We start from the raw sequence: 16,467 nt of genomic DNA on the forward strand, positions 1-16,467 counted from the left end.
GGAGTCACCGATGTCCGAAACACTGCACAAGACCCCGCTGCACGCCCTGCACCTGGAACTGGGCGCGCGCATGGTGCCCTTCGCCGGCTACGACATGCCGGTGCAGTACCCGCTGGGCGTGCTCAAGGAGCACCTGCACACCCGCGAGCAGGCCGGCCTGTTCGACGTCTCGCACATGGGCCAGATCATCCTGCGCGGCAGCGACGCCGCCCAGGCCCTGGAAAGCCTGGTACCGGTGGACATCATCGACCTGCCGGTGGGCATGCAGCGCTACGCCATGTTCACCAACGCCGAGGGCGGCATCCTCGACGACCTGATGGTCGCCAACCTCGGTGACGACACCCTGTTCCTGGTGGTCAACGCCGCCTGCAAGGACCAGGACCTGGCGCACCTGCGCAAGCATATCGGCAATCGCTGCGAGATCCAGCCGCTGTTCGAGGAACGCGCCCTGCTCGCCCTGCAAGGCCCGGCGGCGGTCAAGGTGCTGGAGCGCCTGGCCCCGGAAGTGGCGAAGATGACGTTCATGCAGTTCCAGCCCGTTCAACTGCTCGGCGCCGACTGCTATGTCAGCCGCTCGGGCTACACCGGTGAGGACGGTTTCGAGATTTCCGTGCCGGCCGACAAGACCGAAGCCCTGGCCCGCCGCCTGCTGGCCGAGCCGGAGGTACAGCCAATCGGCCTGGGGGCACGCGACTCGCTGCGCCTGGAAGCCGGCCTGTGCCTGTATGGCCACGACATGAATACGGCCACCACGCCGATCGCGGCCAGTCTGCTGTGGGCGATCTCCAAGGTGCGCCGTGCCGACGGCGCACGTGCCGGTGGTTTCCCCGGCGCCGCAGCCGTATTCGCCCAGCAGCAACAAGGAGTTGCACGCAAGCGCGTAGGCCTGCTGCCGCAGGAACGCACCCCGGTGCGCGAGGGTGCCGAGATTGTCGACGGCACCGGCAAAATTGTCGGCCAGGTGTGCAGCGGTGGATTTGGTCCGACGCTCGGCGCCCCGGTGGCAATGGGGTATGTCGATAGCGAACATGCCGCACTGGATACCGCTCTGTTTGCTGTGGTCCGCGGCAAGCAAGTTGCCCTTAAGGTCAGCAAAATGCCTTTCGTGGCACAACGTTACTACCGTGGCTGAATGAGTGGTTTGGACGGGTTCGACATATTCGTTTTCGAACCTGTCCAATAACTTCTGAACATAGCGCCAGCCCAGGCGCCACGCCGTTTCCGACAAATCGTTCGGTTATCGGGAAAACCCTGATTTTCACCCCCCGCAAGGGCTTGTTTTTCGCTCGGCAGTTGGCGTAGAGTCATCGCACTGTGTTTGCATGGGTCGCAACAGTTCGTGACCTGGGCCAGTAGCCGCAATCTGCTACAACCCGTTCGACGTCTCTTACTTTCCTGCAACCCAGCCCAGTAGTCTTTCACTTACAAAAGCGTGAAAGAAACTGTCATCAAAATTCAAGTTTCATAGGAAATAAGACAATGGCTGAGCGTCAGAACGGTACCGTCAAGTGGTTCAATGACGAGAAAGGTTACGGCTTCATCACCCCTGAGAGCGGTGCTGATCTGTTTGTTCACTTCCGTGCCATCGAAGGCAACGGCTTCAAGAGCCTGAAAGAAGGCCAGAAAGTCACCTTCGAAGCCGTGCAAGGCCAGAAAGGCCTGCAGGCTGACAAAGTTCAGGTTGTCGCCTAAGCGATTACCCGAATTCAAAAAGCCCCTGCCAAGTGCAGGGGCTTTTTTTTACCCGTAGAATAGCGGCTTCGCCATTCGGAGCCGTCCTGCATGTCCAAGCCCCTGCTCTCACCCCAGGGTGACTTCCCCCCCGTCGGCCTGGGCCGCCGGCTGGCCGCGATGTTCTATGACTTCCTGCTGTGCACCGCCCTGCTGATCGTCACCGCCGGCGCCTACAAGATGATCCAGATGGCGATCATCGGCGAGGCGCGCATGCGTGAGCTGACCGAGGCCGGCGCGCTGGATGGCGATCCGTTGCTGTCGACGATCCTGCTGTTCGCCCTGTTCGGCTTCTTCGCCAAATTCTGGACCCATGGCGGCCAGACCCTGGGCATGCAAGTGTGGGGCATGCGCGTGCAGAACGCCGACGGCAGCGCCATCAGCCTGTGGCAGGCGCTGCTGCGTTTCGTGGTGTCGATCGCCTCATGGCTGTGCCTGGGGCTGGGGTTCTTCTGGTCGTTGATCGACAAGCGCCAGCGCAGCTGGCACGACATCTATTCCGAGACGCAGCTGGTGCGCGTGCCCAAACGCAAGAAATAGCCCGAGCGACGACCACCCTGTAGGAGCGGCCTTGTGCCGCGAAAGGGCTGCGAAGCGGCCCCGGCAATCTGACTTGTGGCGCAGACCCTGGGGCCGCTTTGCGCCCCTTTCGCGGCACAAGGCCGCTCCTACAATAGGATGAGTTAATCCTGATCATCCCGTTACGCACAAAAAAGCCGACCCCAGGGTCGGCTTCTTTGTGCAGCTCAGGCCATCAACCCGCCCGGCGCATCAACCACAAGCCCGCCAGCGCACAGATCCCCGCTGGGATCACCACCGCCAGCAACGGCGGGAAGCCGAACACCTGGCTCGATGGCCCCAGCAGGTCCCCGGCGATGCGGAACACGAAGCCCACCAGCACGCCGGTGAACACGCGCTGCCCCAGGGTCACGGAACGCAGCGGGCCGAAGATGAACGAAATCGCCATCAATACCAGCGCCGCGGTGACCAGCGGTTGCAGGACCTTGGTCCAGAACGCCAGCCAGTAGCGCGAGTTGTTCAGTCCCTGGTCGGCCAGGTAGTGGATGTAGTCCCACAGCCCGGTGATCGACAGCGACTCCGGCGCCAGCACCACGGTGTTGAGCAGCTCCGGCGTCACCGAGACGTCCCACACCTCTTCAGGGCTCTTGACCACTTCGGTGTGGTCGCCGCGGAAGTAGGTCGTGGAGACATCGTTGAGCATCCACTTGCCTTCCACATACTGCGCCCGGCGGGCAAAGCTGGAGGTCTGGATCTTGCGCTCGGCGTCGAAGCGGTAGCGGGTCACGCCCAGCAGCAGGCCATTGGGCTGCACCGAGTTGATATGCACGAACTCCTCGCCCTGGCGGTGCCACATGCCGCGCTTGGAGCTTTGCGCCTCGCCGCCACCCTGGGCGAGCGATCGGTCGGCCTGGGCCTTGTTCTCGGTCACCGGGGCCACGTACTCGCCGATCAGCAGGCCGACCAGCATCAGCACCAGCATCGGCTTCATCACCGCCCAGACGATGCGCCCGATGGACACGCCGGCGGCGCGCATGATGGTCAGTTCGCTGCTGCTGGCCAGGCTGCCCAGGCCGATCAGGCAGCCGATCAGGGCCGCCATCGGTAGCATGTCGTAGAGACGGCGCGGCGCGGTCAGCAGGACGAAGCTGCCAGCATCCATGAAGGTATAGGTGGCACTCAGGTCGTTCAGTTCGTCGATCAGGGCGAACAGCGAGGCCAGGCCAAGGATGATGCCCAGCACGGCGGCGATCGCCAGCAGCACGCTCTTGCCGATGTAGCGGTCCAGTTTAACCACGGGCCACCTCCGCACGACGGGCGGCGCGTTTGAGGCGCAACGGCTCCCAATACATCAGCGCCAGGCCGATCAGCAGGAACAGGCCATGGACCCACCACATACCCAGCGAGATGGGCAGCTTGCCCTTCTCCAGGGCGCTACGCACGGAAATCAGCATCGTCAGATAGGCCATGTACAAAAGGATCGCCGGCAGCAGCTTGAGGAAGCGGCCCTGGCGTGGGTTGACGCGCGACAGCGGCACCGCCAGCAGCGTCACGACGAACACCAGCAGTGGCAGCGACAGGCGCCATTGCAGCTCGGCTCGCTCGCGAATGCCTTCATGCCCGAACAGTTCGGACGTCGGGATCGCTTCGCGGTCGGTGACTTCCTCGGCGACTTCCGGCTTGGGCAGCAGCACGCCATAGGTGTCGTACTTGATCGCCCGGTAGTCGGCCTGGCCCGGATTGCCGTCGTAGCGGTAGCCGTTCTCCAGCACCAGGTAGCGGTTGCCGTCGGCCTGCACTTCCTGGTGGCCCTTCTCGGCGACCAGCACCGAAGGCGCGCGGTCCTTGGTCTTGTCCTGGTTGAAGCGCTTCTCGGAGATGAACACCCCGCCGAGCTTGATGCGGTCATCGGACAGCTGTTCGGTGTAGGTCACCCGGGAGCCGTCGCGCAGGGTCTGGAAACGGCCCGGCACCAGGGTGTCGAACTCGGTCAGGGCATCCTGCTGGGCGATGATCTTCTGCACCTGGGCAACGCCCAGAGGCGCCAGGCTCAGGCTCAGCCAGGCGACCAGCAGGGCGACCAGCGCCGCCGGCACCATGGTCACGGTCAGCAGGCGCTGCTGGCTCATGCCGGTGGCCGACAGCACGGTCATCTCGCTTTCGAGATACAACCGGCCATAGGCGAGCAGGATGCCGAGGAACAGCCCCAGCGGCAGGATCAGTTGCAGGAAGCCCGGCAGGCGGAACCCCATGATCATGAACAGCACGCTTGGATCGAGCGCGCCCTGGGCCGCCTGGGCCAGGTATTTGATGAAGCGCCCGCTCATGATGATCACCAGCAGCACGGCGCTGACGGCGCTCAAGGTCACCAGGACCTCGCGGGACAGATAACGAAAGACGATCAAACCAGACACTCCTGGGTTGTCAGGGGCGGACAGCCAAACGAACGATTCGGACAGCCAAGACCAATGCCGGTTCGCCAAGGCGAACCTCCATGTAAAAGTGCGCGCATTATCCTGTGATTGACGGCGCCTGTCACTTGGCCGCGCAGCATGGCGCATATCGGGGTTGTCATCGTGGTCGCGGCAGGCTCAAACTGGCAGCTTTTCCGCTGGCAGGCATCGCCCGCCAGCCGCGTGTTCCGAGCGCTTGCGAAAGACAGCGCCCACTGACAGACAGATCATTCGGGGACCCCAGACATGGAATTGGTTGTAAAGAGCGTAGCCGCTGTATCCGTCAAGACCGCGACCTTGGTCGTACCCGTGGGTGAAGGGCGCAAGCTTGGCGCCACGGCCAAGGCCGTCGACCAGGCCAGCGAAGGCGCAATCAGCGCGCTGCTCAAGCGTGGCGACCTGGCCGGCAAGCCAGGCCAGACCCTGCTGCTGCAAAGCCTGCCGGGCCTGAAGGCCGAGCGCGTGCTGCTGGTCGGCAGCGGCAAGGACGAAGCCCTCGGCGATCGCGCCTGGCGCAAGCTGGTCGCCAGCGTCGCCGGCGTGCTCAAGGGCCTGGGCGGCAGCGACGCCGTGCTGGCCCTGGACGACATCGCCGTCACCGGCCGCGACGGCCACTACGGCAAGTACCGCCTGCTGGCCGAGACCCTGCTGGACGGCAACTACGTGTTCGATCGCTACAAGAGCCAGAAGGCCGAACCCCGCGCCCTGAAGAAAGTCACCCTGCTCACCGCCAAGGCCGGCCAGGCCGAGGCCGAGCGCGCCGTGAAACACGCCAGCGCCATCGCCACCGGCATGGCCTTCACCCGCGACCTGGGCAACCTGCCACCGAACGTCTGCCACCCAAGCTTCCTCGCCGAGCAGGCCAAGGACCTGGGCAAGGCGCACAAAGGCCTCAAGGTCGAGGTGCTGGACGAGAAGAAGATCAAGGACCTGGGCATGGGCGCGTTCTATGCCGTGGGCCAGGGCAGCGACCAGCCGCCGCGGCTGATCGTGCTCAACTACCAGGGCGGCAAGAAGAGCGAAAAACCGTTCGTGCTGGTCGGCAAGGGCATCACCTTCGACACCGGCGGCATCAGCCTCAAGCCCGGCGCCGGCATGGACGAGATGAAGTACGATATGTGCGGCGCCGCCAGCGTGTTCGGCACCCTGCGCGCCGTGCTCGAGCTGCAGCTGCCGATCAACCTGGTGTGCCTGCTGGCCTGCGCCGAGAACATGCCGAGCGGCGGCGCCACCCGTCCGGGCGACATCGTCACCACCATGAGCGGGCAGACCGTCGAGATCCTCAACACCGACGCCGAAGGCCGCCTGGTGCTGTGCGACACCCTCACCTACGCCGAGCGTTTCAAGCCGCAGGCGGTGATCGACATCGCCACCCTGACCGGCGCCTGCATCGTCGCCCTGGGCAGCCATACCTCGGGCCTGATGGGCAACGACGACGCGCTGGTCGGCCAACTGCTGGACGCCGGCAAGCGCGCCGACGACCGCGCCTGGCAGCTGCCGCTGTTCGACGAGTACCAGGAGCAACTGGACAGCCCGTTCGCCGACATCGCCAACATCGGTGGCCCGAAGGCCGGCACCATCACCGCCGGCTGCTTCCTGTCGCGTTTCGCCAAGGCCTACCACTGGGCGCACCTGGACATCGCCGGCACCGCCTGGATCAGCGGCGGCAAGGACAAGGGCGCCTCGGGCCGCCCGGTACCGCTGCTCACCCAGTACCTGCTGGACCGCGCCGGCGCCTGATGGCGCATGGCCGGTGGCGCTCACGCGCCACCGGCCGGCACTGAACGATCATGAGCAAAGTCGATTTCTACATCCTGCCCAGCGACTCACTGTCGGTGCGGCTGGATTTCGCCTGCAAGCTGTGTGAAAAGGCCTGGCGCCTCGGCCACCGGGTCTACCTGCATTGCCAGGACGAGGCGCAACGCAACGAGCTCGACCTGCGCCTGTGGCAGTTCAAGGGCGAGGCCTTCGTGCCCCACGACCACGCCGAACAGCACCCGGACGCCATTGTCGCGCTGGGTGTCGGCACTGATGCCGGCGAACACCGTGACCTGCTGATCAACCTGGGCGGCGATGTTCCCGCCTTCGTCGGCCAGTTCGAGCGGGTCGCCGAAATCGTCGTCGAGGAACCGGCCATCCGCCTGGCCGCACGCGAGCGATTCCGTTTCTACCGCGAACAGGGCTATGCTCTGCAAGATCACCGCTTACAGCGACTCTGACGACGATGGACAAGCAGCTGAACTCCCTGACCCATTCCGCCCACCTGCTCGACGATCTTGAATCGATCCGCGAGCTGCTGGGCGACGCCGACCTGCAACCGCCGCTGCTGACCGAGACGGTGGAGCAGATTCCCCTGTTGCTTGACGAACCTGCCGCCGCGCCGCCCGTCGCCGAGGCAGCGCCGGTAGCGGCCCCGGCACCTGAAGAAGATGCCCAGGCCCGCCGCCAGGACACCCTGCTGCACCTGGACGCCGAACTGCGCGCCGCCGCGCAACTGATCATGCAGGATGTGATCAACGACTTCACCCCGCATATCGAGACCGAGATCAAACGTCGCCTCGATGCGCGGCTGGAGCGCTTGCTCAAGCGTTCCGAGTAAGACCCGCCCCCGCGGTGTGGCCTTCGCGGGTAAACCCGCTCCCACAGGTACAGTGCAAACCCGACGGTTGCACACCACCTGTGGGAGCGGGTTTACCCGCGAAAGGGCCATCGCCTGCTACCACGTCTCCCGTTCCTCCATCGCATCTTGCAGCTTGTCGCTTGAAACTCGCGGCTCCGTTATACTTCCCGGCTTTCCCGAATTAATGCCTAAGGGTCCCGCCGCGCATGGATAAGACCTACCAGCCGCACGCCATCGAAACTTCCTGGTACAACACCTGGGAGTCCGAGAACTATTTCGCTCCACAAGGTGCAGGCGAGTCCTACACCATCATGATCCCGCCGCCGAACGTGACCGGCAGCCTGCACATGGGCCACGGCTTCAACAACGCGATCATGGACGCGCTGATCCGCTTCCGCCGCATGCAGGGTCGCGACACCCTGTGGCAGCCGGGCACCGACCACGCCGGTATCGCCACCCAGATGCTGGTGGAGCGCCAGCTCGAGGCCAAGGGCCAGAATCGCCATGACCTGGGCCGCGACAAGTTCCTGGAGAAGGTCTGGGAGTGGAAGGATCAATCGGGCGGCAACATCAGCCGCCAGATCCGCCGCCTGGGCTCGTCGGTGGACTGGAGCCGCGAGCGCTTCACCATGGACGACGGCCTGTCGGAAGCGGTCAAAGAGGCTTTCGTGCGCCTGCACGAAGACGGCCTGATCTACCGCGGCAAGCGCCTGGTCAACTGGGACACCAAGCTGCACACGGCGATTTCCGACCTCGAAGTGGAGAACCACGACGAGAAGGGCCACCTGTGGAACCTGCGCTATCCGCTGGCAGACGGCGCCAAGACCGCCGAAGGCAAGGACCACCTGGTGGTCGCCACCACCCGTCCGGAAACCCTGCTCGGTGACGTCGCCGTCGCCGTCAACCCGGCCGACGAGCGCTACCAGGCACTGATCGGCAAGTTCGTCGAACTGCCGCTGGTCGGCCGTCGTATCCCGATCGTCGCCGACGACTACTGCGACCCCGAGTTCGGCACCGGCTGCGTGAAGATCACCCCGGCCCACGACTTCAACGACTACGAAGTCGGCAAGCGCCACAACCTGCCGCTGCTGAACATCTTCGACAAGAACGCCACCGTGCTGGCCGCCGTGCAGGCGTTCAACCTCGACGGCAGCGTCAACGATAGCCTCGACACCTCGCTGCCGACCCAGTACGCCGGCCTCGACCGCTTCGTCGCGCGCAAGCAGATGGTTGCCGACCTCGACGCCCAAGGCCTGCTGGTCAGCATCGACGATCACGCCCTGAAAGTCCCGAAAGGCGACCGTTCCGGCACCGTCATCGAGCCGTGGCTGACCGACCAGTGGTACGTCTCTACCAAGCCACTGGCGGAACCTGCCATCGCCGCCGTGGAAGACGGCCGCATCCAGTTCGTGCCCAAGCAGTACGAGAACATGTACTTCTCCTGGATGCGCGACATCCAGGACTGGTGCATCAGCCGCCAGCTGTGGTGGGGCCACCGCATCCCGGCCTGGTACGACGAGGCCGGCCAGGTCTACGTCGGCCGCGACGAGGCCGAAGTGCGCGCCAAGCACAACCTCGGCGCCGATATGAAACTGCGCCAGGATGACGACGTGCTCGACACCTGGTTCAGCTCGGGCCTGTGGACCTTCTCCACCCTCGGCTGGCCGGAGCAGACCGAGTTCCTGAAGAAATTCCACTCCACCGACGTGCTGGTCACCGGCTTTGACATCATCTTCTTCTGGGTCGCCCGGATGATCATGCTGACGATGCACCTGATCAAGAACGAGGACGGCACCCCGCAGGTACCGTTCAAGACCGTCTACGTGCACGGCCTGGTCCGCGACGGCCAGGGTCAGAAGATGTCCAAGTCCAAGGGCAACGTCCTCGACCCGCTGGACATCGTCGACGGCATCACCCTCGACGCCCTGCTGGAAAAACGCACCAGCGGCATGATGCAGCCCAAGCTTGCCGAGAAGATCGCCAAGCAGACCAAGGCCGAGTTCCCCGAAGGCATCGCCAGCTACGGCACCGACGCCCTGCGCTTCACCTTCTGCTCGCTGGCCTCCACCGGTCGTGACATCAAGTTCGACATGGGCCGCGTCGAAGGCTACCGCAACTTCTGCAACAAGATCTGGAACGCCGCCCGCTACGTGCTGGACAAGGGCGAGGATTGCGGCCAGAACGGCGAGGCCTACGAGCTGTCACTGGCCGACCGCTGGATCATCTCGCAGCTGCAGCGCACTGAAGCCGAAGTGACCCGTCAGCTCGAGCAGTTCCGCTTCGACCTGGCCAGCCAGGCCCTGTACGAGTTCATCTGGAACCAGTACTGCGACTGGTACCTGGAGCTGTCCAAGCCGGTGCTGTGGGACGAGAACGCCCCGGTCGAGCGTGCCCGCGGCACCCGTCGCACCCTGGTGCGCGTGCTGGAAGTCGCCCTGCGCCTGGCGCACCCGTTCATGCCGTTCATCACCGAAGAGATCTGGCAGCGCATCGCGCCGCTGGCCGGCATCGAAGGCAAGACCATCATGCTGCAGCCGTGGCCTGAAGCGAACGAAAGCCGCATCGACGCCGCCGCCGAAGGCGACATCGAGTGGCTCAAGGAGCTGATGGTGGGCCTGCGCAACATCCGCGCCGAGATGAACATCGGCCCGGGCAAGCCGCTGCCGCTGTTCCTGAAGAACGCCAACGCCGACGACCAGCGTCGCCTGCAGGAAAACGAAGCCCTGCTGAAGAAACTGGCCAAGGTCGAGTCGTTCACCGTGCTGGGCGAGCAGGACGAAGCGCCGCTGTCGGCCACCGCGCTGGTGGGTGATCTGCAGGTGCTGGTGCCGATGGCCGGCCTGATCGACAAGGACGCCGAACTTGCGCGCCTAAGCAAAGAGATCCAGCGTTTGCAGGGTGAAGTCCAGCGCGTCGGTGGCAAGCTGTCCAACGCCGCCTTCGTCGACAAGGCACCGCCTGCGGTGATCGAGAAGGAACGCGCCAAGCTGGCCGAGTCGGAGCAGGCCCTGGCCAACTTCACCGAGCAGCATGCGCGGATTGCTGCGCTGTAATCATCTACATCGCTGACTGACCGGCGAGGGCTTCGCCCTCGTTCGCGGCACAAGGCCGCTCCTACAGGGAATTGCATGGCTCACAGGCCTGCGCTTTCCTGTAGGAGCGGCCTTGTGCCGCGAAAGGGCCGCAAAGCGGCCCCTGGACCAGCAAGGCAACACCGGATCCGACAATGACCGAAAAACCCACCCTGCACCCACGCAACCGCCACCAGGGCCGCTACGACTTCCCCGCCCTGATCAAGGCGCACCCGGACCTGGCCCGCTTCACCATCACCAACCCCTACGGCAAGCCCAGCATCGACTTTGCCAACCCCGAGGCCGTGCGGGTGTTCAACCGCGCCCTGCTCAAGGCCCAGTACGGCATCCAGCACTGGGATATTCCGGCCGACTACCTGTGCCCGCCGATCCCCGGCAGGGCCGACTACATCCACGTGCTGGCCGACCTGCTGGCCGAGGACAATGCCGGCGAGATCCCCCGCGGCGCCCAGGTACGCGCCCTGGATATCGGCGTCGGCGCCAACTGCATCTACCCACTGCTTGGCCACAGCGACTACCGCTGGCGCTTCACCGGCTCCGACATCGACGGTGTGGCCCTGGCCTCGGCCAAGGCCATCGTCCAGGCCAACAAGCTCGACAAGGCCATCAGCCTGCGCCAGCAAGCTCAGCCCAGGCATATCCTCAGTGGCCTGCTGCAGACCGACGAACGCTTCGACGTCACCCTGTGCAACCCGCCGTTCCATGCCTCCCGCGAGGAAGCCACCCGCGGCAGCCAGCGCAAGTGGAAGAACCTCGGCAAACAGGACCCCAAGCGCAAATTGCCGGTACTGAACTTCGGCGGGCAGAACAACGAACTGTGGTGCGAAGGCGGCGAGATCCGCTTCGTCAGCCAACTGGTCGGCGAAAGCGTGCAATACGCGACCCAGGTGCTGTGGTTCACCAGCCTGGTGTCCAAGGCCAGCAACCTGCCGGGTATCGAGGCGGCCTTGAAGAAGGCCGGGGTGAAGGCCCTGCGCATCGTCGAGATGGGCCAGGGACAGAAGCAGAGCCGCATGGTCGCCTGGAGTTTCCAGGACGACAGCGCACGCCAGCAATGGCATGCCGCGCGCAAATCACAGGCATGAAAAAACCGCGCCCGGGCAAGCCGGGCGCGGTTTCGTCAACGCATCAACAATTACTTGTTGATCGAGTCGGTCAGCACTTTGGCTGGAACGAACTTGACGACTTTCTTGGCAGCGATTTCGATGGCGGCGCCAGTCGAAGGGTTGCGGCCGGTACGGGCAGGACGCTCGGAGACTTTCAGCTTGCCGATGCCTGGCAGGGTGATTTCGGCGCCGTTTTCCAGTTGGTCGGCAACGATCTGGCCCAGTTGCTCCAGTGCATTACGCGCGGTGGTTTTCGGCGCGTCGATAGCTTCAGCGATGTCGGCAATCAGTTGGTCTTTGGTCAGTGCCATGGTGGTGTTCCTTCCCTATCAAATCAGAGGTTGTGCAGCATGCTTGGTCGGTGGTCGGGCCAGCCCGGGACAATCCAGAGGCCGCGTCGATCGCGTATGTAGATACGCAAATCGGCGTTTGGTTCGACACCGCGCAAGCGATCTGCCAGCAATGCGCCACCCAAGGGGCGCAAGACCGCGCAAAGCTACCACAGGAATCGAGAAATATCCGCTGTCGACATTGATTTTGTGCAGGTTTTTCGGGGGTTTTCGGAAAAATCGCAAAAAAATGAGCAAAAAACGAACAACCGGCATTTGTGCCAATATCTGGCCACTGCATCACCCCTACCCTGAGGTAAACTGAGCGACTTTTGCAGCGCGGCTTTTCACCGCTCAGACCACCGAGAATTCCATGCCAATCCGTCATTGCATCGTTCACCTGATCGACAAGAAGCCCGATGGCAGCCCCGCCGTGCTCCATGCGCGCGACAGCGAACTGGTAGCCTCCGACGCCATCGAGAACCTGCTGGCCGACCTCAACGACAGCTACAACGCCAAGCAAGGCAAAGCCTGGGGCTTTTTCCACGGCGAGTCCGGCGCCTACCCGTTCAGTGGCTGGCTCAAGCAGTATCTGGATGAGGAAAAGGACTTCGCCGCCTTCAGCCGCATCGCGGTCGAGCACCTGCAGAAGCTGATGGAAGAGTCCAACCTGTCCACCGGCGGCCACGTGCTGTTCGCCCATTACCAGCAGGGCATGACCGAGTACCTGGCCATCGCCCTGCTGCACCACAGCGAAGGCGTGGCGGTCAACGCCGAACTCGACGTCACCCCGTCGCGCCACCTGGACCTGGGCCAGCTGCACCTGGCGGCGCGGGTCAACCTGTCCGAGTGGAAGAACAACCAGAACTCCAAGCAGTACATCTCGTTCATCAAGGGCAAGAACGGCAAGAAGGTTTCGGATTATTTCCGTGATTTCATCGGCTGCCAGGAAGGCGTCGACGGCCCGGGCGAGACCCGCACCCTGCTCAAGGCCTTCAGCGATTTCGTCGAGAAGGAAGACCTGCCGGAAGAGTCCGCCCGGGAGAAGACCCAGACCCTGGTCGACTACGCCACCACCCAGACCAAGCTGGGCGAGCCGGTGACGCTGGAAGAGCTCTCCAGCCTGATCGACGAGGATCGGCCCGAGGCGTTCTACGACCATATCCGCAACAGCGACTACGGGCTGTCGCCGGAGATCCCCGCCGACAAACGTACCCTCAACCAGTTCCGCCGCTTTACTGGGCGTGCCGAGGGGTTGTCGATCAGTTTCGAGGCGCATTTGCTGGGCTCGAAGGTGGAGTATGACGAAGAAGCGGGGACGCTGGTGATCAAGGGCTTGCCGACGCAACTGATCGACCAGTTGAAGCGACGCAAGGACTGAAATCGCCGGGGGCGCGTTGCGCCCCTTTCGCGGCACAAGGCCGCTCCTACAGGGAAACGCGGTCATCTGTAGGAGCGGCCTTGCGTCGCGAAAGGGCTGCAAAGCAGCCCCAGCGATCTATCAGGACCACAGACGACACCCGGTCCACCGTCGGCTAGACCACTACCCCCCGACACCGGCATAAGACGCCACCAACGCCTCCTTCGCCGCCTTGCGCAGCTTCTTCACCAACCGCTCCTGGCGCAAGGCCTCGCCCTTGTCCGGCCATTGCTCCACATACACCAGCGCCTGCGCCGGGCTGGTCTTGAAATAGCGCGCGCCCTGCCCTTTCTGGTGCTTGATGAAACGCCGCTGCGGATCGTCGCTGATACCGCAGTACAACGAGCCATTGGCGGCACGAACCAGGTAGACGTACCAGGGTTTGCAGTCGGGGGAAGTCGCTGTTTCGCTCACGGCTCGGTTCGGTGCAACGGAAGAAGGCCGCCAGCTTAACGCCTCAGCGCGCCTGCTGGAATGCGCGAAGCCCCTTGAACGCCTGCTGGCGCACCTTGTTCTGCAGCATCGGCGTCCAGCCCAGCAGCACGCCCGGCATGCCCAGCGCCTGACGCGCCCAGCGCCACAGGTCGAAGGTATCGTCGTGCTGGCAGATCAGCCCGTCGCGAATCACGAAGCACGCCTGGATATCGTTGACCACCACCCGCCCGGTCTGGCTGAACAGGTAGGTCGCCACCCAGTGCGCGCCATCGCTGCGCACGTCGTCGAAGGTCAGGGTGAAGTCCTTGGCGCGGGCGGTGAGCATCCGCCACATGTCACCCGCGTCACGCCCGCGCAGGGTGCCGAAGACCGGGTCGCTGAAGACGATGTCATCGCTGTAGCAGGCCACCATGGCCTCGGCGTCCAGGCGCTGGAAGGCCTGGTAGAAACGGGTGATCAGGGCGCTGTTGGCATCGCTCATGGACTGTTCCTGCGCAAGGTGCGAAACCCGCAAGATACTGCCTGGATGCCAGCAACACCATGCCCATTCGCGTCGTGAATGACGATCGCGGGTCAAGCCAGCGCCTTAAACGTGCTCGCTGCTGACCTGCACATGCAGCGCCCGCCCGGCGCCGAGACCGAACAGGATCGCCCCGACGCCCAGCACCGCGAAGATCCAGCCCACCGCGCTCCAGCCTCCGGTCAGATCATGCACCAGGCCAACCGCGAACGGCCCCATGGATGCCAGCGTGTAGCCCACGCCCTGGGCCATGCTCGACAGGTTCGCCGCCACATGGGCGTCCCCGGAGCGCAGCACGATCAGGGTCAGTGCCAGGGAGAAGGTACCTCCCTGCCCCAGGCCGAGCAGGATCGCCCAGCCCCACAGCCCTTCGATCGGCGCATACAGGCAACCGAACAACCCGCCCAGGGTCACCAGCATCACCACCACGATGGCCAGGCGCTGGTCCTTGCCGCGCGTGGCCAGCCAGGGCGCGCTCAGGGAACTGATCAGTTGCACGATCACCGAACCGGACAGCACCAGCCCCGCCTCGGTCGGGCTCAGCCCGCGGCCGATCAGGATCGAAGGCAACCAGCCGAACACGATGTAGGCCAGCGACGACTGCAGGCCCATGTACAGGGTCACCTGCCAGGCCAGCGGGTCGCGCCACAGGCCACGTACCCGGTAGGCCACCTTGTGCACGCCATGGCCCTGACGGGACTGGGGCAGCCAGACCAGCATCGCCAGCAAGGCAGGCAGCAGCCAGAAACCCAGCCCCAGCGCCCAGCTGTCATCGAAGTGCCGGGTCAAGGGCACCGTGGCCCCGGCGGCCATCGCGGCGCCCAGGCACAGCGCCATGGTGTAGACGCCGGTCAGGGTACCGGCGTGCTGGGGGAAGTCGCGCTTGACGATACCTGGCAGCAGCACGCCGATGATGCCGATGCTCGCCCCCGCCATCAGGCTGCCGAGGAACACGCCAGTGGCGCCCAGTGTGCTGCGCACCAGGATGCCCAGCGCCAGGGTCAGCAGAATGCCGAAGATCACCCGCTCGCTACCGAAGCGTCGCGCCAGGATCGGCGCCAGTGGCGCGAACAGCCCCAGACACAGTACCGGCAAGGTGGTCAACAGGCCGGCTTGCGATGCGCTGAGCCCCAGCCCTTCGGACACCTGCCCGAGCACCGGCGACATGCTCGACAGCGCCGGGCGCAGGTTCAGCGCCACCAGCACCAGGCCCAGCAGCAACAGCCAGGGCCTGCGCAGCACGACAGGTTGTTGCTGGACCTGCTCGTCGTCGGCTTCGGCGTCGATCAGCAGTTCTTCGAGCTCCGCCTCGCGGGGAGCGGTATTGCGGGTCAGTTGTTCGGCCATGGCCTTCTCGTTATCAGGATTCGATGAGGGTCCGGCTCAGGTGCTTGGCCCGCTCCGGATCACGTTGTTCGAGGGCGTCGAGGATCTGCCCGTGCAGGTCGAACACGGCCTGGCAACGGGGGACGGTGGTCATGTTGTGCTGCAGGGCGGCGCGGACCACGCTGGAGAAGTAGCGGTACAGCTCGCTCAGGGCGGGGTTGTGGGCGGCGTCCACCAGGCGCTGGTGGAACACCAGGTCGCATTCGACGTAGGCGTCGACGTCGCCATGGAAGTGCTCCGCGCTGTGCTGCAGGGCCTCGCGCAGGGCCTGCAGGTCGGCGTCGGTGCGGCGCACGGCGGCCAGGCCGATGGCTTCTGCTTCAAGGATATGGCGGGTTTCGCGAGCGTGTTCGACTGCGCAGCGGGACATGACCTGCACGGCCTGCAAGGGGTCGACGGCGGTACGCAGGTAGCTGCCGTCGCCCTGGCGGATTTCTACCAGGCCGCTGAAGGACAGGACGCGCATGGCCTCACGGACGGTGTTGCGGCTGATGCCCAGGTCGCTGGCCAGCTCCGGTTCGGTGGGCAGGCGTTGGCCTATGGACCAGGTGCCCTTGGCGATGCGGTCGCGGAGCTGGTCTACGGCTTGTTCTACCAGGGAGCGTTTGATGAGCGGGGGCACGGGGTGGGTATGTCCAGTCATCGGATGAATTTTCTTGGGGTTGGACGATAGCGGTTGGTGGGGGATTGGGCAAGGGTTCGGGTTCGGGGATGATTGTTTTTATTTTTTTATGCGCATTCATTGGCGATGGTGACGCATAGTCACCTTTCCGCCCTTACGGCGGGTCCCTTTTTGAAGGATCAAAAAGGAACCAAAAAATCCTCGCTCCATTCATCCGGCCCCTACGCTTCGCTT

The 16,467-nt window shown here is 64.3% G+C and carries 16 protein-coding genes; 9 read left to right on the forward strand and 7 right to left on the reverse strand.

Annotation, left to right across the window (positions count from 1 at the left end; all coding sequences use genetic code 11):
• Positions 1–10: 10 nt before the first annotated feature.
• From gcvT to POF53_RS22745, 3 genes are all read left to right on the forward strand, one after another.
• Positions 11–1,132 carry a glycine cleavage system aminomethyltransferase GcvT gene (gcvT, locus tag POF53_RS22735; protein WP_475859523.1) on the forward strand — a complete coding sequence of 374 codons (1,122 nt, stop codon included), beginning with the start codon at positions 11–13 and terminating at the stop codon, positions 1,130–1,132.
• A gap of 347 nt (positions 1,133–1,479) precedes the next feature.
• Complete coding sequence (locus POF53_RS22740; protein ID WP_050704121.1) at positions 1,480–1,692, forward strand: cold-shock protein; 213 nt, start codon at positions 1,480–1,482, stop codon at positions 1,690–1,692.
• Positions 1,693–1,782: 90 nt separating this feature from the next.
• Complete coding sequence (locus POF53_RS22745) at positions 1,783–2,271, forward strand: RDD family protein (protein ID WP_203650875.1); 489 nt, start codon at positions 1,783–1,785, stop codon at positions 2,269–2,271.
• 214 nt (positions 2,272–2,485) lie between these two features.
• On the opposite strand, the gene lptG is transcribed toward POF53_RS22745, so the two are convergent.
• Positions 2,486–3,547: an LPS export ABC transporter permease LptG gene (gene lptG / locus POF53_RS22750; protein WP_050704120.1), complete on the reverse strand. Its 1,062-nt coding sequence runs from the start codon at positions 3,545–3,547 to the stop codon at positions 2,486–2,488.
• Complete coding sequence (lptF, locus tag POF53_RS22755; protein ID WP_232855973.1) at positions 3,540–4,655, reverse strand: LPS export ABC transporter permease LptF; 1,116 nt, start codon at positions 4,653–4,655, stop codon at positions 3,540–3,542. The genes lptG and lptF overlap by 8 nt, the downstream gene beginning before the upstream one ends.
• 294 nt (positions 4,656–4,949) lie before the next feature.
• Between lptF and POF53_RS22760 the strand changes: the two genes are divergently transcribed.
• The 5 genes from POF53_RS22760 to rlmF all read left to right on the forward strand — a co-directional run bounded on the left by POF53_RS22760 (position 4,950) and on the right by rlmF (position 11,500).
• Positions 4,950–6,443, forward strand: a complete 1,494-nt coding sequence (locus tag POF53_RS22760) for a leucyl aminopeptidase (RefSeq protein ID WP_254464741.1) — start codon at positions 4,950–4,952, stop codon at positions 6,441–6,443.
• Positions 6,444–6,493: 50 nt separating this feature from the next.
• Positions 6,494–6,922, forward strand: coding sequence for a DNA polymerase III subunit chi (locus tag POF53_RS22765; RefSeq protein WP_203650868.1), 429 nt, complete (start codon positions 6,494–6,496; stop codon positions 6,920–6,922).
• A gap of 5 nt (positions 6,923–6,927) precedes the next feature.
• Positions 6,928–7,302 carry a DNA polymerase III subunit chi gene (locus tag POF53_RS22770; RefSeq protein WP_110738287.1) on the forward strand — a complete coding sequence of 125 codons (375 nt, stop codon included), beginning with the start codon at positions 6,928–6,930 and terminating at the stop codon, positions 7,300–7,302.
• A 227-nt stretch (positions 7,303–7,529) separates the two neighbouring features.
• Positions 7,530–10,376, forward strand: coding sequence for a valine--tRNA ligase (locus POF53_RS22775; protein WP_232855977.1), 2,847 nt, complete (start codon positions 7,530–7,532; stop codon positions 10,374–10,376).
• Between the two features lie 173 nt (positions 10,377–10,549).
• Entirely contained in the window at positions 10,550–11,500 is a 951-nt protein-coding gene (gene rlmF / locus POF53_RS22780) for a 23S rRNA (adenine(1618)-N(6))-methyltransferase RlmF (protein ID WP_498969553.1), read from the forward strand.
• A gap of 50 nt (positions 11,501–11,550) precedes the next feature.
• On the opposite strand, the gene POF53_RS22785 is transcribed toward rlmF, so the two are convergent.
• Positions 11,551–11,832 carry an HU family DNA-binding protein gene (locus tag POF53_RS22785; RefSeq protein ID WP_110738284.1) on the reverse strand — a complete coding sequence of 94 codons (282 nt, stop codon included), beginning with the start codon at positions 11,830–11,832 and terminating at the stop codon, positions 11,551–11,553.
• 391 nt (positions 11,833–12,223) lie between these two features.
• Here POF53_RS22785 and yejK point away from each other — a divergent pair, with 391 nt between their 5' ends.
• Positions 12,224–13,231 carry a nucleoid-associated protein YejK gene (gene yejK, locus POF53_RS22790; RefSeq protein WP_203650860.1) on the forward strand — a complete coding sequence of 336 codons (1,008 nt, stop codon included), beginning with the start codon at positions 12,224–12,226 and terminating at the stop codon, positions 13,229–13,231.
• Between the two features lie 162 nt (positions 13,232–13,393).
• On the opposite strand, the gene POF53_RS22795 is transcribed toward yejK, so the two are convergent.
• The 4 genes from POF53_RS22795 to POF53_RS22810 form a co-directional block, all read right to left on the reverse strand.
• On the reverse strand, positions 13,394–13,684 hold the full coding sequence (locus POF53_RS22795; protein WP_232855979.1) for a GIY-YIG nuclease family protein: 291 nt from the start codon (positions 13,682–13,684) through the stop codon (positions 13,394–13,396).
• Between the two features lie 43 nt (positions 13,685–13,727).
• The gene (locus POF53_RS22800) at positions 13,728–14,186 is read right to left on the reverse strand and encodes a nuclear transport factor 2 family protein (protein ID WP_498969555.1); all 459 of its coding nucleotides are present in this window, start codon (positions 14,184–14,186) and stop codon (positions 13,728–13,730) included.
• A 105-nt stretch (positions 14,187–14,291) separates the two neighbouring features.
• Entirely contained in the window at positions 14,292–15,572 is a 1,281-nt protein-coding gene (locus POF53_RS22805) for a CynX/NimT family MFS transporter (RefSeq protein ID WP_498969557.1), read from the reverse strand.
• Positions 15,573–15,585: 13 nt separating this feature from the next.
• Positions 15,586–16,233 (reverse strand): FadR/GntR family transcriptional regulator, encoded by a 648-nt coding sequence (locus POF53_RS22810; RefSeq protein WP_254464743.1) that lies wholly within the window; start codon positions 16,231–16,233, stop codon positions 15,586–15,588.
• Between the last annotated feature and the right edge of the window lie 234 nt (positions 16,234–16,467).

Origin of the sequence: Mitsuaria sp. RG (assembly GCF_028369275.1) — a bacterium.
GTDB lineage: Bacteria > Pseudomonadota > Gammaproteobacteria > Pseudomonadales > Pseudomonadaceae > Aquipseudomonas > Aquipseudomonas peradeniyensis.